At 69.7% G+C, this 22,904-nt stretch carries 18 protein-coding genes; 12 read left to right on the top strand and 6 right to left on the bottom strand.

Annotated elements, in window-relative coordinates:
- The first annotated feature begins 20 nt into the window (after positions 1-20).
- Genes SGUI_RS14630 through SGUI_RS14645 form a run of 4 tightly spaced genes read left to right on the top strand, consistent with a single transcriptional unit; the run spans position 21 to position 3,500 of the window.
- Positions 21-986: an ABC transporter ATP-binding protein gene (locus tag SGUI_RS14630; RefSeq protein WP_066641494.1), complete on the top strand. Its 966-nt coding sequence runs from the start codon at positions 21-23 to the stop codon at positions 984-986.
- Positions 983-1,870 (top strand): hypothetical protein, encoded by an 888-nt coding sequence (locus SGUI_RS14635; RefSeq protein WP_066641500.1) that lies wholly within the window; start codon positions 983-985, stop codon positions 1,868-1,870. Before SGUI_RS14630 ends, SGUI_RS14635 begins: the two co-directional genes overlap by 4 nt.
- The gene (locus SGUI_RS14640; protein WP_237141380.1) at positions 1,867-2,793 is read left to right on the top strand and encodes an ABC transporter ATP-binding protein; all 927 of its coding nucleotides are present in this window, start codon (positions 1,867-1,869) and stop codon (positions 2,791-2,793) included. Before SGUI_RS14635 ends, SGUI_RS14640 begins: the two co-directional genes overlap by 4 nt.
- Entirely contained in the window at positions 2,790-3,500 is a 711-nt protein-coding gene (locus SGUI_RS14645) for an ABC transporter permease (protein WP_066641504.1), read from the top strand. The genes SGUI_RS14640 and SGUI_RS14645 overlap by 4 nt, the downstream gene beginning before the upstream one ends.
- Here the strand turns inward: SGUI_RS14645 and SGUI_RS14650 are convergent.
- Entirely contained in the window at positions 3,484-4,788 is a 1,305-nt protein-coding gene (locus SGUI_RS14650; RefSeq protein WP_066641506.1) for an FUSC family protein, read from the bottom strand. The two genes, SGUI_RS14645 and SGUI_RS14650, sit on opposite strands and share 17 nt — an antisense overlap.
- A gap of 92 nt (positions 4,789-4,880) precedes the next feature.
- On the opposite strand from SGUI_RS14650, the gene argG reads away from it, so the two are divergent.
- Positions 4,881-6,374 carry an argininosuccinate synthase gene (argG, locus tag SGUI_RS14655; protein ID WP_066641508.1) on the top strand — a complete coding sequence of 498 codons (1,494 nt, stop codon included), beginning with the start codon at positions 4,881-4,883 and terminating at the stop codon, positions 6,372-6,374.
- A 94-nt stretch (positions 6,375-6,468) separates the two neighbouring features.
- Here argG and SGUI_RS14660 read toward each other — a convergent pair whose 3' ends face one another.
- Positions 6,469-7,992, bottom strand: a complete 1,524-nt coding sequence (locus SGUI_RS14660; RefSeq protein WP_157621867.1) for a Fis family transcriptional regulator — start codon at positions 7,990-7,992, stop codon at positions 6,469-6,471.
- 108 nt (positions 7,993-8,100) lie between these two features.
- Here SGUI_RS14660 and SGUI_RS14665 point away from each other — a divergent pair, with 108 nt between their 5' ends.
- Genes SGUI_RS14665 through SGUI_RS14695 form a run of 7 tightly spaced genes read left to right on the top strand, consistent with a single transcriptional unit; the run spans position 8,101 to position 18,639 of the window.
- Positions 8,101-10,080 (top strand): hypothetical protein, encoded by a 1,980-nt coding sequence (locus SGUI_RS14665; RefSeq protein ID WP_066641512.1) that lies wholly within the window; start codon positions 8,101-8,103, stop codon positions 10,078-10,080.
- Entirely contained in the window at positions 10,077-10,886 is an 810-nt protein-coding gene (locus SGUI_RS14670) for a type IV toxin-antitoxin system AbiEi family antitoxin domain-containing protein (RefSeq protein WP_066641514.1), read from the top strand. Before SGUI_RS14665 ends, SGUI_RS14670 begins: the two co-directional genes overlap by 4 nt.
- Positions 10,883-11,683: a nucleotidyl transferase AbiEii/AbiGii toxin family protein gene (locus tag SGUI_RS14675; protein ID WP_066641517.1), complete on the top strand. Its 801-nt coding sequence runs from the start codon at positions 10,883-10,885 to the stop codon at positions 11,681-11,683. Before SGUI_RS14670 ends, SGUI_RS14675 begins: the two co-directional genes overlap by 4 nt.
- A 3-nt stretch (positions 11,684-11,686) precedes the next feature.
- A complete protein-coding gene (locus tag SGUI_RS14680) occupies positions 11,687-13,312 on the top strand; it encodes a class I SAM-dependent DNA methyltransferase (protein ID WP_066641519.1) in 1,626 nt (541 codons plus the stop codon).
- Between the two features lie 5 nt (positions 13,313-13,317).
- Positions 13,318-14,487, top strand: a complete 1,170-nt coding sequence (locus SGUI_RS14685; RefSeq protein ID WP_335675535.1) for a restriction endonuclease subunit S — start codon at positions 13,318-13,320, stop codon at positions 14,485-14,487.
- Positions 14,477-17,671, top strand: a complete 3,195-nt coding sequence (locus SGUI_RS14690; protein ID WP_066641523.1) for a type I restriction endonuclease subunit R — start codon at positions 14,477-14,479, stop codon at positions 17,669-17,671. The genes SGUI_RS14685 and SGUI_RS14690 overlap by 11 nt, the downstream gene beginning before the upstream one ends.
- Positions 17,668-18,639 carry an ImmA/IrrE family metallo-endopeptidase gene (locus SGUI_RS14695; RefSeq protein WP_066641525.1) on the top strand — a complete coding sequence of 324 codons (972 nt, stop codon included), beginning with the start codon at positions 17,668-17,670 and terminating at the stop codon, positions 18,637-18,639. The genes SGUI_RS14690 and SGUI_RS14695 overlap by 4 nt, the downstream gene beginning before the upstream one ends.
- Positions 18,640-18,683: 44 nt before the next feature.
- Here the strand turns inward: SGUI_RS14695 and SGUI_RS14700 are convergent, their stop codons facing one another.
- From SGUI_RS14700 to SGUI_RS14715, 4 genes are read right to left on the bottom strand one after another with little or no spacing between them, the layout of a single operon-like run.
- Positions 18,684-20,552, bottom strand: a complete 1,869-nt coding sequence (locus SGUI_RS14700; RefSeq protein ID WP_066641529.1) for a M91 family zinc metallopeptidase — start codon at positions 20,550-20,552, stop codon at positions 18,684-18,686.
- Complete coding sequence (locus SGUI_RS14705) at positions 20,549-21,259, bottom strand: hypothetical protein (RefSeq protein WP_066641532.1); 711 nt, start codon at positions 21,257-21,259, stop codon at positions 20,549-20,551. The genes SGUI_RS14700 and SGUI_RS14705 overlap by 4 nt, the downstream gene beginning before the upstream one ends.
- Positions 21,256-21,603 carry a hypothetical protein gene (locus tag SGUI_RS14710; protein ID WP_157621868.1) on the bottom strand — a complete coding sequence of 116 codons (348 nt, stop codon included), beginning with the start codon at positions 21,601-21,603 and terminating at the stop codon, positions 21,256-21,258. The genes SGUI_RS14705 and SGUI_RS14710 overlap by 4 nt, the downstream gene beginning before the upstream one ends.
- A gap of 36 nt (positions 21,604-21,639) precedes the next feature.
- Positions 21,640-22,866 (bottom strand): pyridoxal phosphate-dependent aminotransferase, encoded by a 1,227-nt coding sequence (locus SGUI_RS14715; protein ID WP_191090992.1) that lies wholly within the window; start codon positions 22,864-22,866, stop codon positions 21,640-21,642.
- Between the last annotated feature and the right edge of the window lie 38 nt (positions 22,867-22,904).

Here is a 22,904-nt window from a genome sequence, read left to right on the forward strand (position 1 = left end):
GAGCGATCTAGGGTCGAGCCGTGACAGTCATCCAGACCGAGGCGCTCACCAAGCGCTACGGCTCCAGCCAGGTCGCGGCGCTCGCCGACCTCTCGATCGAGGTCGGCGACGGCGTCACCGGCCTCGTCGGCGCCAACGGCGCCGGCAAGTCCACCCTCATCAAGATCCTGCTCGGCCTGCTCGCGCCTACCTCGGGGTCGGCGTCCGTGCTCGGGCACGACATCCGCGCGGACGGTGAGGCGATCCGCCAGGTCGTGGGCTACATGCCCGAGCACGACTGCCTGCCGCCGGACATGCGCTGCATCGACTTCGTCGTCCACATGGGCCGGATGTCCGGCCTGCCGCCCGCCCCGGCCCGCGAGCGGGCCGCCGACGTGCTCCGCCACGTGGGCCTCGCCGAGGAGCGCTACCGGCTCATGGGCGGCTACTCCACCGGGATGAAGCAGCGCGCCAAGCTCGCGCAGGCCCTGGTCCACGACCCGGCGCTGGTCATGCTCGACGAGCCCACCAACGGCCTGGACCCGGCGGCCCGCGACGACATGCTGGCCCTGGTGCAGCGCATCGGCCACGACTTCGGCATACCCGTGCTCGTCACCTCGCACCTGCTGGGCGAGCTGGAGCGGATCAGCGACCACGTCGTCGTGCTCGACGGCGGGCAGCTGCTGCGCTCGGAGGCGACGCAGGCCTTCCTCGCCGACACCGGGGTGGTGCTCGTCGAGGTGCTCGGGGAGGACGACGCCCAGACCCGCATGGGCGAGGCGCTGGCCGCACGCGGCCTGGTCTGCCGGCCCCGCGGCACGATGATCGAGATCGACCCCGTCGAGGTCGAGGGCGCAGGCGACGACGCCGCGGCGGCCGCCCTCGCCCACGACCGGCTCCGGGACCTCGTCCGGGACGCCGCCGCCGACCTCGGTGTGGGGCTGGTCCGGCTGCAGCCGCAGACCGGGCGCCTCGAGGACGTCTTCCGCGAGGAGGTGCCGGCATGAGCGCCCCGGCCGAGCGGGCCGGCGTGATCCACGACATCGGCTACCGCCGGTATGCCGGGACCCGGGTGGGCCGTCGCGGCATCGCGGCCTCCCTGCTCGCCTCGGGGGTGCTCGCCGTCTTCGGCTTCGGCCGGTCGGGCAAGGCCAAGATCCTGCCCTTCGTGCTCCTGGGCATGACCCTCGTCCCGGCCGTCGTGCAGGTCGGCATCATGAGCTTCATCGGCCTCGACGCCGACCTGCTCAACTACGCGGGCTACAACTCCGGCAGCTCCTTCCTCGTCGTCCTCTTCGTGGCGGCCCAGGCGCCGGTGCTCTTCAGCCGGGACCTGCGCTCGGGGGTGATCAGCCTCTACCTCGCGCGGCCGCTGGGGGCGACGGCCTTCGCGCTCATCCGGTGGGCCTCGCTGGTGCTGGCGATCCTCGCCTTCGTGCTCACGCCGCTGCTCGTGCTCTTCATCGGTGGCCTGACCGCCGGGGCCTCCTTCCGCGACGAGATCGGGCCGGTCGCCTGGGCGCTGGGCGGGGCCGTCGTCCTCGCCCTGCTCGTCGCCACGGTCTCCGCCCTCGTGGCGTCCTGGACGCTGCGGCGCGGCCTCGCGATCGCGGGCACCATCATGGTGCTGATGGTCGGGTTGGGCGTCACCGTGGCCCTCAAGGAGACGCTGTTCGCCGAGGGCATGGACACCGCGGCCCACTGGGTCTCGCTGCTCTCGCCCTTCGCCCTCGTCGACGCCGTCACCGCGGTGCTCGGCGACACCGCCGGCCAGATCTCGCAGGCACCGGAGTCGGCGCTCACCGGGTGGCTGCTGCTGCTCGCCGCCCTGGCCCTCATGGCCGGCGGGCTGCTCCTGCTCGTCCGCCGCTACCGCAGCAAGGGGGCATGATGACCGACCTGACCCTGAGCGAGGTCTCACGGTGGTACGGCAACGTCGTCGCCGTCAACGACGTCTCCATGACGATCGGCCCGGGCGTGACCGGCCTGCTCGGTCCCAACGGGGCCGGCAAGTCCACCCTCATCGCCCTCATGGCCGGCTTCCTGGCCCCGTCCTCGGGCGAGGTCCGCCTCGGCGACCAGCGCGTGTGGCGCAACGTGCAGGCATACCGCGACCTGGGGCTGGTGCCCGAGCGGGAGGTGAGCTTCGCCTATCTCACCGGGCGGCAGTTCGTGCAGGCCAGCGCCGAGCTGCACAAGCTGCCCGACGCGCGCGCCGCGACCGCGCGGGCGCTCGCCGAGGTCGACCTCACCGAGGCCGCCGACCGGGCGATCAGCACCTACTCCAAGGGGATGCGGCAGCGGGCCAAGCTCGCCTCGGCGCTCGTCCACGAGCCCGGCGTGCTGCTGCTGGACGAGCCCTTCAACGGCGTCGACCCGCGGCAGCGGATGCGCCTCATGGACCTGCTCACGAGCATGGGCGAGCAGGGCCGGACCGTGCTCTTCTCCAGCCACATCCTCGAGGAGGTCGAGCAGATCGCCCGGCAGATCGAGGTGGTCGTCGCGGGGCGGCACGCCGCCAGCGGCGACTTCGGCGCGATCCGGCGGCTCATGACCGACCGCCCCAGCCACTACGTCGTCCGGTCCACCGACGACCGCGCCCTCGCGGCCGCCCTCATGGGCCAGCCCGGCGTGCGCAGCGTCGCCCTGGGTCGGGTCGGGTCCGGCGAGGCCATCACCGTGGAGGTGACCGACATGGGTGAGTTCACCCACGCCCTGCCGCAGCTCGCGCGCTCGGCCGGGATCACGGTGCGCGAGCTCGCACCCTCGGACGAGAGCCTGGAGTCGGTGTTCACCTACCTGGTGCAGTCATGAACCCCACGATCATGCGGTTGGCGCTGCGCTCCATCGTCGGTGGCTGGCGCGGGGTCGTCCTCGTCGCCCTCCCGGTGCTGCTCGTCGTCTTCGCGGGGGTGCTGCGCGCCGTCACCGGGGAGCCGGTCAGCGCCTCGGCGGTCATCGGTGAGATCGGGCTGGCGCTCGTGGTGCCCCTCGTGGCGCTGCTCGCGGCCAACGGCGTCCTGGGCCCGGAGATCGACGACGGCTCGGTGGTCTACCTCCTCTCCACACCGGTCAGCCGGTATGCCGTCGCGGCGTCCAAGTTCGGCGTCGCCGCCGGCACGTCCGTCGTGCTCTCGGTGGCGGGGCTGCTCGGCGCCACCCTCGCAGGCGGCCTCTCGGACCGGTGGCTCGTCGTGGCGCTGGTGACCGGCGGCGGGGGAGCGGTGCTCTACGCCGCCCTCTTCACCGCGCTCGCCGCCGCGACCCGGCACGGCATGATCGCCGGGCTCATCTACGTCCTCGTCGTGGAGCAGCTGCTCCAGCGCTTCCTCGGCGGCTTCCGCTTCGTCTCCGTGCGGGCCGTCGCCGAGCGTCTGGGCGAGGTCGCGGCGGACGTCGACCTCCCGGTGGCCGACATGACCGTGGGGTATGCCGCCGTCGCCTCGCTCGTCCTCCTCGTCGCGGGTGTCGTGGCCGCCGGGTGGCGGCTGTCGCGCTTCCAGCTCAGGGGCGACGAGTAGGGCGACGGCCCCACCGCCGGCCGGGGCGGCGCGCCCTCCGCAGCGAGATGAGGAGCGCCCGGTCCAGCGGCGCGAACTCGTGCGAGACGGTCGGACCGGGTAGCGGTCGCTCCCCCTGCTCGCTGCGCCAGCGGGCGTGCGCCGCCGCGCGGGCCGGGGCGTCGAGCACCTGCAGGATGCGGTCGACCGCACGCAGGATCGAGCCCCGCAGCAGCCACTGACCGCCCCCCGCGCCACCGCCGGACTCCATGAGCATGAGCTCGGTGAGGATGGCCCTGGTCTCGCGCAGCAGCTCCATGTTGTCGTCGAGCAGGGCACGCCGCTGCTCGAGGTCCCCGACGGTCTCGGCCTCGACGAGCTGGCCGAAGGAGTCGATGCACGAGCCCACGTCCCGGAGCACCACGGCCATCGCGGCCCGCACCTCGGCGGAGAACTCCGAGGGTCCTCTGCCCTCCTCGTCGGGTGCCTCGTGGCTCAGCGCCACGAAGAGGGCGCTGGTCGCGGAGGCGCAGTCCTGCAGCGAGTCCAGGCCGGAGCGCAGCAAAGGGCTCACGTCCGCCCGGCCGATGGTGCGGGTGTTCCACTGCCACATCTCCTGGACCTGGCCGACGAGCTCGCCCGCCCGACCCAGGTCGTCGCCGACGTCGCGGGCCGCGCGCAGGTGGCCGCCCAGCCGCTCGTGGGTCACCGGCCCCTCGTCGAGGGTGGTGGCCGCCGCGGTGAAGACGTCCGACAGCCGCCGGGCGACGGCGCGCACCGAGGTGGCCGCCGAGCCGACGGGGATCGCCGGCGGCCACAGCAGCGGGAGGGCGATGCCGACGCCGGCCCCGATGAGCGTGGTGAGGACGCGCGTCTCGGCCGCCGTGTTCTGCAGCGAGGCGCCGAGGATGAGCATGCCGCTGATCGGGGTCTCCAGGGCCTGCGGACCGAGCCGTAGCAGGCTCGCGAGGAGCAGGGAGGCGAAGATGACCACGGCCAGCGACCACCAGGTGAGCCCCACCCAGATGGAGACCACGAGGGCCACCCCGATGCCGGTGAGGACGGCGCCGACCCGCACCATGCCCATCCGCAGCGAGCCCGTCGCGCTCGCCTGGGTCACGAGGATCGCGGTGAGCGAGCAGGTGAGGTCGATGGGGCCCACCGTGACCAGCCGGGTGATGACGTAGGCGAGGACCGCCGCCGTGGTCACCCGCACCAGGTTGACGAGGTCCGGGCGCCAGCCCTCGAGCAGCGCGGCGCCGGCCCGGGTGGAACACTGCCGGGCGGCCCGCAGACCGTTGCTGCTCATGCCCCATCTCACCACGGCCCACTGCGTCGGTGGAAGAACCGCCTGACCTGCGGATTGCATAGATATACGGAGGTGCGCATACACTCGTCACCATGTCCAAGGTCTTGACGAGCATCCCTGTCGGTGAACGTGTCGGGATCGCCTTCTCCGGCGGTCTGGACACCTCGGTCGCGGTGGCGTGGATGCGCGAGAAGGGCGCCGTGCCCTGCACCTACACGGCCCACATCGGTCAGTACGACGAGACCGACATCGACGGCGTCCCCGGGCGCGCGGAGGAGTACGGCGCCGAGCTCGCCCGGCTGGTCGACTGCCGCCCGGAGCTGGTCGAGGAGGGGCTGGTGGCGCTGGCCTGCGGGGCCTTCCACATCCGCTCCGGCGGACGCACCTACTTCAACACCACCCCGCTGGGCCGCGCCGTCACCGGCACGATGCTCATCCGGGCCATGAAGGAGGACGACGTCCACATCTGGGGCGACGGCTCCACCTACAAGGGCAACGACATCGAGCGGTTCTACCGCTACGGGCTGCTGGCCAACCCCCAGCTGCGGATCTACAAGCCCTGGCTCGACGAGGCCTTCGTGCACGAGCTCGGCGGGCGTGACGAGATGAGCCAGTGGCTCGCCGAGCGCGACCTGCCCTACCGCGCGAGCAAGGAGAAGGCATACTCCACCGACGCCAACATCTGGGGGGCCACGCACGAGGCCAAGAAGCTGGAGCACCTCGACGTCGGCATGGAGATCGTCGAGCCCATCATGGGCGTGCGCTTCTGGGACCCGGCGGTCGAGATCGAGACCGAGGACGTCACGGTGTCCTACCGCGACGGCCGACCGGTCGCCATCAACGGTGACGACTTCGGCGGCGACGCGGTGGCGCTGGTCATGGAGGCCAACGCGATCGGCGGGCGGCACGGGCTGGGGATGGCCGACGAGATCGAGAACCGCATCATCGAGGCCAAGTCGCGCGGCATCTACGAGGCCCCCGGCATGGCGCTGCTGCACATCGGCTACGAGCGGCTGGTCAACGCGATCCACAACGAGGACGTCATCGCGGCCTACCACAACCAGGGGCGGGCGCTCGGGCGGCTGATGTACGAGGGTCGCTGGCTCGACCCGCAGGCGCTCATGGTGCGGGAGTCGCTGCAGCGCTGGGTCGCCTCCGCGGTCACGGGCGACGTCACGGTCCGGCTGCGGCGCGGCGAGGACTACACGATCGTCGCCACCGACGGGCCGGCCTTCAGCTACCACCCGGACAAGCTGTCGATGGAGCGGGTGACCAACGCGGCCTTCGGTCCCACGGACCGGATCGGCCAGCTGACGATGCGCAACCTGGACATCGCCGACTCGCGCGCGCGGCTGGAGCAGTATGTCTCCAAGGGCCTGCTCGGCGTCGGTGCCGCCGCCCACGCGCAGGGGCTGGCCGAGGGTGCGGCCACAGGCGCGGGCCGCAATGGCCTGGGCCTGGCCTCCACCTCGCTCGTGGGCGACCTCACCCCCGGCGGCGCGGACCGCATCGCCGGCGGCGTCGGTCCGACCGAGGACGAGGAGGAGTCGCTGGACTGGGCGGCCATGGAGTTCGGCACCGACTGACCGGACACCCCTTGCGTCCGCGTCACCACGGACGCAAGGGGTGTCTGGTCGGGGGTCGGCCACAGGGGTATGCCTGCCCGACGGGTAGGAGACGTCAGGCAGCGCCGCTGTCCGAAGCCTCCGTCCCGGCGTTGCCGTCGTCGGTAGGCGTCGCCAGTATCGGCTCGACCAGCGCGGTCTGCGCCTGCAGCAACAGCCGGTTCAGGTGGGCCGCGAGGCGCTCAGCCTCCGTCTCCACCTTCTGTGCGTTGCTCTTGGCAAGGCCCGCGAACCTGCTGATGTTCTGGATGCGGGACAGCTCGGCCAGCGCCTGAGCGATGTGCTCCCGAGCGACCTCCACGGCGCCGGTGCGCTGGTCAGTCGTTGCGGCCAGTGCCGCGACCCGAAGGATCTGAACGGTGAGCCGCAGCATGGCCGGGTCGTCCGTCTGCGGATCGAAGACGACCACGACCCGGCGGGGCCCCAGCACCCGCACCTGCTGGTCAGCGTTCTGCGCGAGGCTGGGCACCACGCCGATGGAGGTCGTCGCGCCTCTGTTCCGCTCTGACTCCTCCAGGTATGCCGTCCACTCCCGAGGTGCCTTGGTGGCCGACATCTCCAGGACCACGCGAGCCGGCCCGCCCATGACCGTCAGGACGCCGTCACCCTTCTTGGAGCCCGCGACGTTGCCCACGACCGTGCCGGTCTCGGCATACTCGTCACTGAGCCCGGTCGCGAGCGCGTGCATCACGGCGTGCACCTGGCTCTCGAAGGTGCCGCCCTTCAGCGGCGTCACCGACGCCAGCTGCGCAGCGACCTCGGCGGCGGCCTTCTGGCTGGCCAAGGTGGTCTTGATCTCCTCGACACCCTTGGCCAGGGCCGCGTGCTGTTCGTCGAGGCGACTGGTCAGGTCCGCCTGCTGCTTGGCCAGCTCGTGCTGGTGACGAGCCAGGGGTGAGGTGGGATCGGCGGGGTCCAGCGCCTTGGTGGCCTTCTCGAAGAGTTCTGCCGTCCGCTTGTCGGTGTGGTCGGTCAGGTTCGAGCCGAAGGTGGCGAGGAGCGAGTCCAGCTTGGCCACGAGCTGCGGATCGTCGCCGCCGACGAGAGCGAGGACCTGGCTCTGCAGGTCCGCGCGCGCCTGGGCCACCGTCTGGGTGAAGGTTGCGCGCGAGGTCTCGCCCGCCTCCTTGAGCGCCTTGTTCACCTCGGTCGTCATCTGTCGCATCGTCGCTGTCGCTCCGGAGATGACCTTGTCGGTGGCCTGGGCCGCAGAGGCCGACGCCTCGGCGGTGCGCGAGCCGACATCGTGGATGAGCTGCTCCAGGTTGTAGGTGTCCTGTGCTCCGCCCGCTGCGGCGATGGCCTGCGCGCCGACGATGAGCGCCTGCTCGGCGTATGCCGTGAGGTCGAGCTCGGCGGCGGCCTCGGCCGCGACCGGCGCGCCGCGCACGCCCGTGGTCCACCGCAGTGCTTCCGTGGTGACGGCAGGGTGGCTGAGCGACAGGGCGTCGATGGTGAGTGCCGATGCAGCGTGGTCCAAGCGGACTGTCGTGTTGGGGGAGGAGTTCATGGTTGTGCCTCTCGGGGAATGGGATGTAGCTGACTCCACCACCCTGGCGCTGGCTGAGAGTGGGAGCAACAACACATTCTGATAAATAGGGTTATCAAGCAAGACACTTGATAGGCGAAGGCGTGGTCAGTACTGTTCATCGCATCAACACCGACACCAGAAGGGAGAGCCAGCACCGTGACCACCGACCAGCCCGTGCTCTCCTTGCGTGCCGTCGCCGCACTCGCCCACGTGCAGCGACCCGTGGTGTCGATGTGGCGCTCTCGGTCCGCCGACTCTGAGCTGCCGTTCCCGGAGCCGGTGGCGCAGCGAGGTCGCGCCGAGCTCTTCGGCGGTGACGACATCGTGTCGTGGCTCGAGGCGAGCGGCCGTGGCAACAACCCCGATGCCCGCGCTGACGTGATGCTGCACGCGCAGCCGGCAGAGCTCTTCGACAACGACTTCGGGGACGAGCTGGAGGCCCTCCTGTGTCTGCTCCGGTTGACGGCTGGAGAGCGAGTCGGGTCGACGACCGACCAGATCCAGGATCTCGCGGAGGAGAGGGATCCCGACGACGACCTGCTCTTTTCCGAGGTGGTCCGCGCGGGTGAGCGGGCGCCGTCCATCATGCGCTACCTGAGTCGGCTGGTGGACGCGTCATACGGGCATGCGAACGCCCTCGAGATCTTGGATCGCCGTCAGGCGCACCTGTCTCGGGACTCCGCGACCCTCACCGCCGAGGCAGAGGACCTGTTCGGCGAGCTGACGGCCGCCACAGCCCTCGACGTCGGCGCATCTGCCATCTGTCTGGAGGATGTTGGTGGGCACGCAGCGGCGATCGTGGCCGCAGGCATCGCGTCGCTGCGAGAGGGCATCGAGGTCGACGTCGTGGTGTCCGGGGACGATGCGCTGGCGCGCTCGGCACGCCGGCGCTATGTCATCTCCGGAGCAGGCCCCACGATGAGTCCACCTGCCCAGCGGCTCGTGATCGGCAACCTGCAGCCGAGTGACGGCTCGACCGACGTCGGCGTCGTGCTGGATGCCATCGACAACCTGCAGCTGGAGCAGACCGACGCAGACCGCGTCGTCATCGTCGGTCCAGCCTCGGCCCTCTGCGACGATCTTCCGGGGGAGGCGGAGAAGCAGCGGGCAGCGGTGCTGCGGCTCGGCCGGGTGCGCCTGGTCGCCAAGCTGCCGGCCGGGCTGCTGGTCCACCACCCGAGGCAGCATCTCGGTGTCTGGGTCCTGGGGCCGGAGGGGAGGGAGCGACCCGCTGACCGGCGCGCCGTCATGACGGCCGACCTCTCCGACGTCCAGATGAGCCCGAGAGCCGTCAGCGAGCTGGCGACTGATGTCGTCGCGGCCTTGGAGTCTCGCCAGGTCCTGCACGCCTTCGCTTTCGCCACCTACCGCCCCTTGGTCGAGGTCTTGGCCGACGGAGGGCCCGTTGTGGTGCCCGGGTCCCGGCCCCGGCCGGCGGCGACCAGCGATGCAGAGGACGTGCTCGCCGTGCAGGACCTGTTGCGCAGTGCTCGGTGCGACGACCTGGTCGCGCTGGATCCGTCCGGCGGTTCCACGGGAGGACGCATCACGGTGGAGCAGGCGTTGAGGTCGAGACTTCTCACCCTCGTCCCGGGAGTCCGGCTTGCTGCCGAACCTCTCGGGTCGGGGTCGCTCCGACTCATCACCTCGGCTGTCGTCCAGGAGCAGTCCCACCCGCTCCACGTGGACCCTCTCGACCCGGGGGTCGCCGGTGGTCGTCGCACCGAGCCCGGTGATGTCGTGTTCGTGACCTCGCCGCGGCCGCGCGCCATGGTGGATCGCGACGGTATGTCCGTCGTTGCCTACCCCGCACGCGTTCTGCGGTCGGCGCCCGGCTCCGGCCTCGTGCCCGACGTCCTGGCGGACGTCGTCAATGCCTTGCCAGACACGGCCCGCCAGTGGCGGGGATGGCTTCTGCCGCAGGTCGATCCGTCTGCGGCCGACGATCTGGGCGCTGTCCTGGGGCGTCTGGCGGACGAGGAGTCTGAGCTGCGTCGGCGCTCTGCCGCGCTGCGGCACGCACGATCCGTGCTGGCTGGCTTGGTGGCCGACGGGGGCGCAGCAGTGACTCTGCGTAATGTCGAAAAGCATGATAAACATGAGAGTCAGCATTATGCAGAGCGGAGGGTGTCATGACGACCGCGGCCGACTCGCGTGTTCGGGCACCGCAGCTCGCCGACTGGGCACTGGCCCACGGTCGGGCCGCGCTCACCACGCAGGAGATGGCGGAAGCCCTTGGAGTCCCGCCGGGTCAGGTCAGCGCGCGACTCGCAGCGCCTGCGGCTCGCCATGAGTGGGTCAGCCCCGTCCGCGGCCTGTGGCTGCCGGTCGCCCCGGAGTTCCGGACGTGGGGCGCTCCTCCCGGCGTCGAGATGATCGATCTCGTCGCCACGCACCTGAGCCTCGACTACTACGTCGGATGGCTGTCGGCTGCGCAGCTGCACGGGGCAGCGCACCAGGCGCCGCAGACCTTCCAGGTCGCCGTGTCGCGACAGCTGCGCGACCGCGGGATCGGCCGGACCGCCTTCCAGTTCCGTCTGCGATCGGACATCCCCAAGGTCCCTGTCGTGCATCACCCAACCAGGGCGGGTCAGGCGCGAGTCTCCACGCCCGAGTCCACGGCCGTGGACATCGCCACGGATGTCACGCTGTCCGGCGGGATCGACAACGCAGCCACCGTGATCCTGGAGCTCGACGAGGTCTGTGATCTGGATCGCTTCGAGCTGGTGCGCCTCGCCGCCACCGTGCCAGCCGCAGCGGTCCGGCGCATGGGCTTCACGCTGGACCGCCTCGGGGGCCGTGGCGGGATGGACGATCTGCGCGCGCTGGCGCTCGCTGGCCCGCCCACCCCCGCCCGGCTGGATCCGTCGGCAGCCGCTACAGGACCTGTGGACCCCAGATGGATGGTGCGCCTCAACCGTGAGGTGGAGGTGGACTGGTGATCCCCTACAACGCCGTCACCGCCTGGGGTGTCGACCACCCGTGGCCCACGCGGGAGCAGGTCGAGCAGGACCTGTTGCTGTCGCGCGCGATCTGCGCCATCGCGAGCGACGCATACCTCGGTCAGGAGCTGGTCTTCCGTGGGGGCACGGCGCTGCACAAGCTGCACCTGCCTGAGCCGTGGCGATACAGCGAGGACCTCGACTACGTACGGACCTCCGCCGGTGGGATCAAGCCGCTGACGCAGGCGTTGACCGAGCTGGGTCGCGAGCTGGGCTTCTCGGTCAGCACCCGGGTCAGCGAGCATCCCAAGATCCTGTGGCGCACCACGGCGCAGACCGGCACGCCACTGCGGCTCAAGATCGAGGTCAACACCTTCGAGCGCTCGCCTGCTCTGCCGCACCTGCTGCTGCCGTATGCCGTCCGCTCGGCCTGGTGGTCCGGCGAGGCGCAGGTGCGGACCTTCCGGCCGGAAGAGCTGATGGCGACCAAGATCCGCGCGCTCTACCAACGCAGCAAGGGCCGTGACCTGTTCGACCTCTGGCTGTCGCTCGACGTGCTCGACCTCGACCCTGGCGAGATCGTTGCGGCCTTCCTGCCCTACCGCCCGTCGGGGATGACGCAGGCCCGTGCCGAGACGAACCTCGCTGCCAAGCTGCGTGACCGCACCTTCCGCTCCGACCTCGCACCGCTGATCCGTTCGGTATCGCTGGCCTACGACCCCGACACCGCCGCCGAGCGAGTCTCCACTCTCCTGCTCTCCCGCCTCGACGGCGGCCCGACCCCGAAAGGACGTTGACCCATGCCACCGACCAAGAAGGCCACCGTGCCTGCTGCTCCGTCCACCATGAAGGAGCTCAAGGACACCCTGTGGAGGGCCGCCGACAAGCTGCGCGGCTCGATGGACGCCTCGCAGTACAAGGACGTCATCCTCGGCCTCGTCTTCCTCAAGTACGTCTCCGATGCCTACCAGGAGCGTCGCGATGCCATCGAGGCCGACCTGCGCGAGGCGGGGATGGACGACGACCAGGTCGCGATGCTCATCGACGACCCGGAGGAATACAACGGCTACGGCGTCTTCGTCGTCCCGCCGACCGCGCGATGGCCCTACCTCGCTCAGCACGCCAAGGGCCTCCCCGCCGCGATGGGGGAGTCGGCCCAGAACGTCGGGCAGCTCGTCGACGAGGCGATGGACCTCGTCATGGGTGCCAACCCGAGCCTGGCCGGCACATTGCCGCGCATTTTCAACCGCGACAACGTCGACCAACGTCGGCTCGGAGAGCTCATCGACCTCTTCAACAGCGCGCGCTTCTCCCGCGTCGGCGAGGGGCGCGCCCGCGACCTTCTCGGCGAGGTCTATGAGTACTTCCTCGGCAAGTTCGCGCAGGCCGAGGGCAAGCGAGGTGGGGAGTTCTACACGCCGCCGAGCGTGGTCAAGGTCCTGGTCGAGGTGCTCGAACCCACGTCGGGCCGCGTCTACGACCCGTGCTGCGGTTCCGGCGGCATGTTCGTCCAGACCGAGAGGTTCATCTACGAGCACGACGGCGATCCGAAGGACGTCGTGATCTACGGACAGGAGTTCAACGAGCGCACGTGGCGCATGGCGAAGATGAACCTCGCCATCCACGGCATCGACAACAAGGGTCTGGGCAGCCGCTGGGGTGACACCTTCGTCCGCGACTACCACGTCGACACCGACATGGACGTCGTCATGGCCAACCCGCCGTTCAACATCAAGGACTGGCACCGGATCGAGAAGGACCCGCGTTGGCGCTATGGCGTGCCGCCCGCCGGAAACGCCAACTACGCCTGGATCCAGCACATCCTGTCCAAGCTCAAGCCGGACGGTCGGGCCGGTGTCGTCATGGCCAACGGCTCGATGTCCTCGAACTCCGGAGGCGAGGGTCAGATCCGGGCCCGCATCGTCGAGGCCGACCTCGTGTCGTGCATGGTGGCGCTGCCGACGCAGCTGTTCCGGAGCACAGGTATCCCGGTCTGCCTGTGGTTCTTCGCCAAGGACAAGACGGCGGGGGAGCAGGGGTCGGTCGACCGGACCGGGCAAGTCCTCTTCATCGACGCCCGGGAGCTGGGTTTCATGGTGGACCGCGCCGAGCGGTCCTTCACGCCGGAGGACATCGCGCGCATCGGCGACACTTTCCACGCCTGGCGCGGCACCCAGTCGGCGGTCGGCAAGGGACTGGAATATGACGATGTCCCCGGCTTCTGCGCATCGGTATCTCTGACGGACATCAAGGCTGCGGACTATGCGCTGACGCCAGGGCGGTACGTTGGGGCGGTTGAAGCCCAGGACGACGGGGAGCCGATCGAGGAGAAGATCGAGCGGCTCACAAACGAATTGCTGAGGCAGTTCGAGGAGAGCGACCGCTTGCAGGCTTCTGTTCTGGCGCAGTTGGGCCGTCTCTCATGACCACGATGGGTGCGCTTGCAGCCGATGGAGTGCTCTCTTATAGCGACGGCTACCGCACGAAGCGGGGGGAGCACGGTCAGCCCGGTTACCGGATTCTCCGTGTGGCGGACGTTGCGGATGGAGTTGTCTCACCAGCCGGATCCGACTACGTATCGAGGGACCGCGTGGGCCAGATCCGCGAGAAGCTCGCCCGAGCCAATGACGTGATTCTCACGACGAAGGGCACCGTAGGCAGAGTCGCCATAGTGCCGAACCTTGAGGAGGAACTTGTCTACAGCCCTCAGCTTTGCTATTTCCGGGTGATCGACGACGACCGGATCGATCGGCGTTGGTTGAGCTATTGGTTCCGCAGTGAGGATTTCCTGCGCCAAGCCTCACATCGTGCCAACAACACCGATATGGCCGCCTACATCAACCTGACCGATATCGGATCACTGGATCTACCAGATGTGCCTGTGGAAGAGCAGCGGGCGATCGCGGAGGTGCTAGGGGCGCTCGACGACAAGATCGCAGCTAATCGACAGTGCGAGTCCGGCATCGATGAGTTAGTACGCGCGCTTTATGTTGGTGCAGTTGAGAAATCAGCAGTGCCGCGTCCCTTTTTCGACGTTCTTGAAGTGGACTTCGGCGAGTCGTTCAAAGGAGAACATTTCTCGGAACCGGGTCATGGCCGGCCACTCCTTCGAATCCGTGATCTGCGGACCTTTGAGTGTCAGACTTGGACGACCGAGTCGCGCCCAAGGGAGACTCTGGTTCTGCCGGGCGACGTGTTGGTGGGTATGGATGGGGAGTTTCGGGCCAAGTACTGGCTGGGGGAGCCATCGCTGCTCAACCAGCGAGTCTGCCGCGTTCGTGGTCGCGGAGTGGGAAATGCCCTGGTGTACGAGCTGCTAAGGGCACCTCTGACTCGGATCGAGCGGTCCAAGACCGGTACGACCGTCATCCACTTGAACAAGTCAGACCTCGCGCAAGCAACAGTCATGCTGCCGGAAGGCGAAGCGCTTGCGACCTTCGAGAGCCGGGCCGAGCCGCTGGCACGACTCCGAGTCGCGAAAGCGCAGGAGCGCAAGACCTTGAGTCGGGCACGCGACGCGCTGCTTCCGCTGCTCATGTCGGGCAAGGTCACGATCCAGGACGCGGGAAGCAGGTCGAGGAGGTCGTGTGATGGGGCATGAGATGGGGTTCAACGAGGACGCCTGGGAGCAGGTAGCGCTGGAGACGTTGGCGGAGTACGAGTGGAAGCCTCTGTCCGGTGTGGACATCGCTCCCGGTTCTGGGGAGCGGCAGACCTGGGACGACCCGGTCATCCAGCCGCGCCTGCAGCAGGCGCTGGCGCGGCTCAACCCGGACGTGCCGACGCAGCACCTGCAGCAGGCGATGGCCGACCTCCTGGCCCCGAAGTCGCAGGACGCGATCACCGAGAACCATCGCATCCACGGCTACCTCGTCCACGGCTACCGCGGGATCTCCTACGTCGACACCGACGGTTCGGAGCAGAACCCGACGATCCGCCTGGTCAGCCACGACCCCGCCCAGAACGACTACCTCGCGGTCAACCAGGTCACCGTCCGCGTGGGCGACCACCAGCGGCGCTTCGACGTCGTCCTTTACCTCAACGGTCTGCCCGTCGCGATCGTCGAGCTGAAGAAGGGGGGCAACCACCGCGTCGGAGTCGCGAACGCCCATGCCCAGCTGGAGACATACCTCCGCGAGCTCCCGATGGCCTTCCGGTTCTGCGTGCTCACCGTCGCCAGCGACGGCGTGGCCGCCCGCTACGGCACGCCGTTCACGCCGCTCAACCACTTCTCGCCGTGGAACGTCGACGACGAGGGGCAGCCGGTGCGTCCGGAGGAAGGGAAGGAGGGCTATCTCTCGACGGGGATCGAGCAGCTCATCGCTGGGATCTTCAACGTCGAGCGGTTCGGCCACCTGCTGCGCGACTTCACCGCCTTCGACAACGACAGCGATACCGGGCTGGCGAAGCGGATCGCCAAGCCGCACCAGTACTTCGCCGTCACCAAGGCGGTGGGCAGCACCATCGACGCGGTCCGCAGCAATGGCAAGGCCGGCGTCGTCTGGCACACCCAGGGCTCGGGCAAGTCGATGGAGATGGAGCTCTACACCGCCAAGGTGCTCACCCACCCTGCGCTGCTCAACCCGACGGTCGTCGTCATCACCGACCGCAAGGAGCTCGACGGGCAGCTTTTCGAGGGGTTCAAGCGCAGCGACCTGCTGCCGGAGGAGCCCGTGACGATCAAGACCCGCACCCAGCTGCGCGACGAGCTCACCAGCCGCGTCACCGGGGGAGTTCTCTTCACCACGCTGCAGAAGTTCGGGCGTAGCCAGGCCGAGCGCGAGTCCGGGATCGACCACCCGCTGCTCTCCGACCGCCGCAACGTCATCGTCATCGTCGACGAGGCGCACCGCAGCCACTACGACGACCTCGACGGGTATGCCCGCCACCTCAAGGACGCCCTGCCCAACGCCACGCTCATCGCCTTCACCGGCACCCCGGTCTCGTTCGAGGACCGCAACACCCGGGACGTCTTCGGTGACTACATCGACGTCTACGACCTCAGCCGGGCCGTCGCCGACGAGGCCACCGTGCCCGTGCTCTTCGAGGCACGCCTCATCCAGATGGGCCTCGCCGATCAGGTGAGCGAGGAGGACATCGACAGAGCCGCCGACGAGGCCAGCACCGGAGTCGACCTGGCCGAGCGGGAGAGGCTGGAGAAGAGCGTGGCCGTCATCAACGCCGTGTATGGCGCACCTGCCCGCCTCCAGGCTCTCGCCGCGGACATCGTGACCCACTGGGAGCAGCGGCGCGACCAGATGGCCCAGTTCATCGAGGCGCCGGGCAAGTCGATGGTCGTCGGGGCGACCCGGCACATCTGCGCTGCGCTCTACGACGAGATCATCGCCCTGCGGCCGGATTGGCACAGCGACGACCTGGAGAAGGGGATCATCAAGGTCGTTTACAGCGGGGACGCGCAGGACCCCGAGCACATCGCCCGGCACGTGCGACGGGAGTCGGAGAACGCCACGATCAAGGAGCGGCTGCGCCAGGTCGACGACGAGCTCCAGATCGTCATCGTCAAGGACATGATGCTCACCGGCTACGACTCCCAGCCGCTGCACACGCTCTATCTCGACCGTCCATTGAAGGGGGCACTGCTCATGCAGACCCTGGCCCGGGTCAACCGGACGTTCCGGGGCAAGCAGGACGGGCTCCTCGTCGCCTACGCCCCGCTGGCGGAGAACCTCAACAAGGCCCTGGCCGAGTATTCCGCCGAGGACCAGAGCGGCAGGCCGATGGGCAGGGACATCGACGAGGCGGCGGCGCTCTCGGAGACCTTGGTCGCGCAGCTGCGTGAGCTCTGTGCCGGATACGCCTGGCGGGACAAGATCGACCCGACAGTGCGCCGATCCTGGATGGATGCGGCTCTGGGCCTGGCGAACCACCTGCGCTCGCCGCATACCCCCGGCAATGACGTGCCCGAGGGAGAGCAGACCCTCGCCGACCGCTACCGCGCGCTCAGCGGGCAGTTGGCACGGGCGTGGGCGGTCAGCTCAGGGAGCCAGGCGCTGGAGCACCTGCGCGGGGACATCCTGTTCTTCCAGGAGACCAGGGTCTACATGGCCAAGATGGACGCCGAGGCGCGACAGGCGGCGGGAGAACCGATCCCGGAGGAGATCCAGCGGCTGCTCAGCGACATCGTCGCCGCCTCGACCGCCACGGGTGAGATCGTCGACATCTACGAGGCGGCGGGCATACCGAGACCGAGCCTGGCCGACCTCGACCAGTCCTTCGTCGCGCAGGTGCAGCAGGCCGAGCACCCGCATCTGGCGATCGAGGCGCTGAGGGCGATGCTGACCGCGGAGTCGACGCGGGTGAGCCGCCACAACCTGGTGCGGCAGCGCGCCTTCTCCGAACGGATTACCGAGCTGATGAACCGCTACACCAACCAGCAGCTCACGTCCGCCGAGGTGATCGCCGAACTCATCGCCCTGGCCAAGGAGGTGGCTGCCGAGGCGGACCGTGGGCAGACCTTCGACCCGGCCCTGTCCGAGGATGAGCTGGCGTTCTACGACGCCGTGGCCCAGAACGAGTCGGCGGTCGAGCTGATGGGGGACGACGTGCTCGCCGCCATCGCGCGAGAGCTCCTGGGCGTCATGCAGCGGGACGTCAAGACGGACTGGACGGTCCGTGACGACGTGCGGGCCAAGCTGCGCTCTTCGATCAAGCGCCTGCTGGTGCTCCATCGGTACCCGCCGGACCGGCAGCTCGAAGCCATCCGGCTCGTCATCGACCAGATGGAGGCCATGGCGCCCCGGTATGCCGAGAGGAAGGCGTCATGACCCGTCAGGAGCTGCCGCTGCAGTGGCCGGGGCAGCTGCCCTTCGACGAGGACGACCCAGCCGCCGGTCCGACCCTGGAGGAGGCAAAAGCCTCGATCCAGTACCTCATCGACCAGGCCCTGGACCACGGGTCCAGCAAGGACCTCGTCGACATGCTCCGCCAGGTGGCCCGGTTCAAGCAGTACAGCCCGACGAACGCGATGTACGCGCAGCTGCAGATGCCTGGAGCCAGGTATGTCCTGCCGCCGCAGACCTGGGAGCAGCGATACCGGCGCCGGATCGTCCCAGGTGCGCAGCCGATCGTGATCCTTCGGCCGTTTGCTCCCCTCATGTTCGTCTACGACGTCACGCAGACCGAGCCTTTGGAGGATGCGCCGACTCTCCCGGGGGCGATCGAGGCGCCCTACCGGATGCCCGCCATGGTCGGCGTGGATCAGGCACTCGAGGGAATTGGTCGTGGTGCACCACGGGACTTCGTCCGGGTGTCCTACGTGCCCCAGGGCTCGCAGCAAGCCGGATGCGCCATGCCCGCGGACGGGGAGCAGGCGCAGAGCGTCCAGGTGAAATGGCGGCCTAAGCCTGTGGTGGAGGCCGTCCCGGTGCACTACGACATCGTGGTCAACGGACATCTCAGCCCGACCGAACGCCTCGTCACGCTGGCCCACGAGCTGGGTCACGTCTACTGCGGGCACATCGGGACGCAGGACGAACGCCGATGGCCCCGGCGCGTCTCCGTCAGCACCGAGAGCGCGGAGATCGAGGCCGAGGCGGTCGCCCTGCTGGTGGCCGAACGACTGGACCAGCATGTGCAGATGCCTCCACATCTCTACCAGTACGTGCAGCGTGGCCTGCCGCTTCCAATGGTGGATGTGCAACGGGTCATGACGGCCGCCGGACGCGTCCTCACGATCGCAGACGGACGACCACCTCCAGTGCCGGCGGAGAGGAAACCTGGCACCCAACGCTAGCCTTCACGGCGTGGATGCCCGAGGAAAGTGTGAGTCTGCTCGACTCAGTACCACTCGCGGCGCGGCACGCCGAGCTCGTCGCGGAAGCCGTTCTCCGTGAGGTCGAACTCGTAGTCTTCGCCGTTCCCCTCGGGAACCACGTCGGTGTCCCAAGGCAGGCCGACGTTCTGCCGCTCGATGAGCGGCTGGCCGTTCTCGTCCCGGATCCAGTCTCCCTGGGTTCCGTCCGGAGCCGTGGCGTCCGGATCCCACCAGTGGCCCGACCCGCCGCCCTGGGAACGGAACTGGTTGATGTGCCCCAGCTCGTGGAAGAGCACGACGACGGGGGGTTTGCCGGTCCAGCCGTTCGGGTCGGTGCTGTTGTTGATGCTGCCCTGGTAGTCCGGGTTGATGGTCACGATGTAGCCGTCCGGACTGGCATACCCGTTCTGCTCGTCGAACTCCCGGATCGTGACCTTGTCCTTGCCGATGCCGAGGAAGCCGGACTCGTCGTAGTGCCGCCCCTGCGCCTCGAGCATCTCCTGCCCGGTCTCGCTGGAGGCCATCATCTGCAGGTCGGCCAGGATCCGCTCCTTGAAGGCGTCGCTGCCGTCGACCTCGAACTCCAGCCACCGGGTGTAGTGCTCCTCGGAGGGGATCTCGATGGTGATGCGCTGCTCGCCGTCGAGGGTGTCGTGGTCCTCGCCCGTGACCTTGTCGGTGCCCTGGCCGCCGGTGAAGGAGTCGGTGCCGGACCCGGCATACAGCGTGTCGTCACCGCGCCCGCCGTGCCCGGTGTCGTCCCCGAAGCCGCCGGACACGATATCGTCCCCGTCACCGGCGAAGAGGGTGTCGTCGCCGCGCGCCCCCTCGAGGTAGTCGTTGCCCTCGCCGCCGGAGACGACGTCGTCGCCGCCCATGCCGTAGAGGATGTCGTTGCCGAGGCCACCGAAGACCCGGTCGTCGCCGTCGCCGGTGTCGATGTAGTCGTCGTCGGCCCCTCCGTGCACCGTGTCGGAGCCGGAGCCGAGCTCGATGGTGTCAGCACCCTCCCCTCCGAAGGCCTCGATGTCGCCCTCGGCCTCCTGGGCGGACACGGTGTCCTCGCCCTCACCCCCGGAGAAGCGCAGGTCCACGTCCGTCCCGGCGGGCACGGTGATCGTGTCGCTCCCGCCGCCGGTGTTGATGACGACCTCACGTCCGGCGGGTATGCGGATCTCCTCGACGCGGCAGTCGGTCTCCGTGATGTGCGTGATGCGCAGGACCGTCTCCCCGGTCTCCGGGTCGACGGTCACCTCGATCGAGTCCCCGAGGTCACCCGTGGTGACCGTGGTCGTGTTGCCCAGCGTCGTCTGCATGACGCCGTAGGAGATGTCCTTGGGGTAGTCCCAGTCCGGTGTTCCCTCCGCGGGGCCGGCCCACGCGTCCGCGATCGTCAGGGCACGCTGCGCGATCGCGTCCAGCGACGTGGCCCGCGCCCGCAGGGTGTCGCGCAGGCCGCTCAGGACGGTCTGCGCCCGACCCTGCTGGGTGCCGATCTCGTCGGGCTGGTCCTCGTCGTCGGGCCAGGTGAAGGTGACCGACCCGCCCGAGCGGGAGGCGCTGGAGCAGGCACCGCTGGCCCGGACGTAGCTCGAGTCGAGGTCGTTCTGCGCCCCGTCGAGGTCGTCGTCGATCTGCTGCAGCACCCGTTCGACGGCTCCCGCCTCGGTCCCGGCGTCGTCGAGGGCCGACTTCAGCCGCGGGGCGTAGCCGAGGTAGGACTCCGCCCGCGCTCCCTCCCAGTGCTCGGCGAGGTCCGTCCGGGTGGTGCCGACCGTCGTGGCCTGGTCGGTGAGGGTGGTCGCCAGGGAGCGCAGGCGCCCGCGCGCGTCGACGAGCCAGCCGCTCTCGGCCTCGAGGTCCCACACGTCATCGACGGTGACGCTGCTCATCGCTCGTCTCCGGGCAGGGGGATCGGCTCGCTGCAGACGAGCGCCGTGTCACCGGCGTCGGCGGCGATGGTCGAGGCGAAAGGCTCCTCCTGGCCGGGTGTCGGTCCCGGTGCGATCTGGACGCAGACCTCGAGGCGTCGCACGGCGTCGGGATCGGTGAGCGGCGACTCGGTGACGGTGATGGTCTCGCCGCCGCTGGGCAGCTCCGGCTGCAGGGGGAGCGGGAGGAAGGCGGAGTCCTCGGTGGTCGCACCCGGCTCGACCGTCACGCTGGTGGCGCGGTGCACCTCGTTCGGCAGCACCCCGTCGGGTATGCCGAAGACCTGCTTGGACAGCCGCGCCACGTCCTCTTCGCTCCCGGCGCTGGTCCAGACCGCGGCTGGTGCCTGCGTCGCCGAGCGGGCCTGCGCCGCGGCCCGGTCCGTGGCCACCTTGATCGGCTCGGCGCCCTCGTTGGTCACGGAGTAGGACACGAGGAGGCCCTCCAGCCCACTGGTGAAGCCCTCCGGCGCGCTGCCCGGCTCCACGGTCGCGGTCACCGACGCGACCAGCTCGACCGGGGCACTCGGTGCGGACGACGTCGCGCCGCCGCCGGAGGACTCCGGCCCCTGTCCTGTCGGCGTCATCTCTTCTCCCTCGTTGGTGCAGGCGGTCACGGCGAGGGCGAGGAGCAGCGCCGCAGGCAGCCGCCGGCCCCCCGGGCTCACTGCGGCACCCCCGTGCCAGGGGGACGGCCACCGCCGCCACCGCCCCCGCTGCCACTGCCACCGCCGCCAGGGTCGGCCGTGGCCTCGTCGAGCTCCCGGGAGGCGCGCTGCAGGTAGTGCCCGTCGGTCGCGCAGGTCGACCCCAGCCGTCCGGCGGCCCGCAGCAGCTCGGCGACGGCTCCGTCGAAAGCCGCGGCGACGCCGCTGTCCTCGGCACGGCCCAGGGCGGAGGAGGCGAAGCTGCGGTACCCGCCCAGGGCCGTGTCGGCGCCCTGGACGTCGGTCGCACAGGTCATCATCGTGTTGCCGGACTCGTTGAGCCGCGCCGGATCCCCACCTACCACGCCGTTACCTCCCTGCGGCGAAGCATAGCGAACGGGTCAGCGCGCCTCGGCGAGCAGCGCCTGGATGCGGCCGACGCCCTCCTTGAGGTCGTCGTCACCGAGGGCATACGACAGCCGCAGGTAGCCGCTGGGCCCGAACGCCTCGCCCGGCACCACCGCGACCTCGACCTCCTCAAGGATGAGGGCGGCCAGCTCCACCGAGGTCTGCGGCGTCCGGCCGCGGATGGTCCGGCCCAGGACCCCCTCGACCGAGGGGTAGGCGTAGAAGGCGCCCTGGGGGACCGGGCACTCGACGCCGTCGATCTCGTTGAGCATGTCGACCATGAGGCGGCGGCGCCGGTCGAAGGCGACCTTCATCTCCTCGACCGCGTCCAGCGATCCCTCCAGCGCCGCGATCGCGGCCCGCTGCGAGACGTTGGCGACGTTGGACGTGGCGTGGCTCTGCAGGTTGGTGGCCGCCTTGATGACGTCCTTCGGCCCGATCATCCAGCCGACCCGCCAGCCGGTCATCGCGTAGGTCTTGGCGACCCCGTTGAGGACCACGCAGGTGTCGGCGAGCTCGGGCACCACCACCGGCATCGACGGCGCCTGCGCCCCGTCGTAGAGGAGGTGCTCGTAGATCTCGTCGGTGACGACCCAGATGCCGTGCTCCAGCGCCCACCGGCCGATCGCCTCGACCTGCTCGGTCGGGTAGACCGCGCCGGTGGGGTTCGACGGGGAGCAGAAGAGCAGCGCCTTGGTCTTCTCCGTCCGCGCGGCCTCCAGCTGCTCCACGCCGACGAGGTATGCCCCGGGCTCGGCGTCCGCGCCGGCGAAGACCTCGACCGGGACGCCCCCGGCCAGCCGGATCGCCTCGGGGTAGGTCGTCCAGTAGGGCGTCGGCAGGATGACCTCGTCGCCCGGGTCCAGCAGGGCGGCGAAGGTGTTGTAGACCGCCTGCTTGCCGCCGTTGGTGACGAGCACGTCCGCCGGCTCCACGGCATACCCGGAGTCGCGGCGGGTCTTGGCCACGATGGCGGCCTTGAGGGCCGGGAGGCCGCCGGCGGGGGAGTAGCGGTGGTTGACCGGGTCGGAGCAGGCCTCCACCGCCGCCTGGACGATGTAGTCCGGGGTGGGGAAGTCGGGCTCGCCGGCGCCGAAGCCGATCACCGGCCGCCCCTCGGCCTTGAGCGCCTTGGCCTTGGCGTCGACCGCCAGGGTGGCGGACTCGGCGATGGATCCGATGCGGGTGCTGATGCGGGTCTGCTCACTCACGCGGCCCATCATGTCACCGCCGCTTCACGCCACGTCAGCCCCCGTCC

Source organism: Serinicoccus hydrothermalis (assembly GCF_001685415.1).
GTDB lineage: Bacteria > Actinomycetota > Actinomycetes > Actinomycetales > Dermatophilaceae > Ornithinicoccus > Ornithinicoccus hydrothermalis.

Excerpts from the sequence above, each read along its gene's own strand:
- SGUI_RS14650 (WP_066641506.1), bottom strand. The coding sequence starts at position 4,788 with ATGAGCAGCAACGGTCTGCGGGCCGCCCGGCAGTGTTCCACCCGGGCC.
- SGUI_RS14670 (WP_066641514.1), top strand. The coding sequence starts at position 10,077 with ATGACGACCGCGGCCGACTCGCGTGTTCGGGCACCGCAGCTCGCCGAC.
- SGUI_RS14640 (WP_237141380.1), top strand. The coding sequence starts at position 1,867 with ATGATGACCGACCTGACCCTGAGCGAGGTCTCACGGTGGTACGGCAAC.
- SGUI_RS14680 (WP_066641519.1), top strand. The coding sequence starts at position 11,687 with ATGCCACCGACCAAGAAGGCCACCGTGCCTGCTGCTCCGTCCACCATG.
- argG (WP_066641508.1), top strand. The coding sequence starts at position 4,881 with ATGTCCAAGGTCTTGACGAGCATCCCTGTCGGTGAACGTGTCGGGATC.
- SGUI_RS14685 (WP_335675535.1), top strand. The coding sequence starts at position 13,318 with ATGGGTGCGCTTGCAGCCGATGGAGTGCTCTCTTATAGCGACGGCTAC.
- SGUI_RS14635 (WP_066641500.1), top strand. The coding sequence starts at position 983 with ATGAGCGCCCCGGCCGAGCGGGCCGGCGTGATCCACGACATCGGCTAC.
- SGUI_RS14695 (WP_066641525.1), top strand. The coding sequence starts at position 17,668 with ATGACCCGTCAGGAGCTGCCGCTGCAGTGGCCGGGGCAGCTGCCCTTC.
- SGUI_RS14645 (WP_066641504.1), top strand. The coding sequence starts at position 2,790 with ATGAACCCCACGATCATGCGGTTGGCGCTGCGCTCCATCGTCGGTGGC.
- SGUI_RS14690 (WP_066641523.1), top strand. The coding sequence starts at position 14,477 with ATGGGGCATGAGATGGGGTTCAACGAGGACGCCTGGGAGCAGGTAGCG.
- SGUI_RS14715 (WP_191090992.1), bottom strand. The coding sequence starts at position 22,866 with ATGGGCCGCGTGAGTGAGCAGACCCGCATCAGCACCCGCATCGGATCC.
- SGUI_RS14700 (WP_066641529.1), bottom strand. The coding sequence starts at position 20,552 with ATGAGCAGCGTCACCGTCGATGACGTGTGGGACCTCGAGGCCGAGAGC.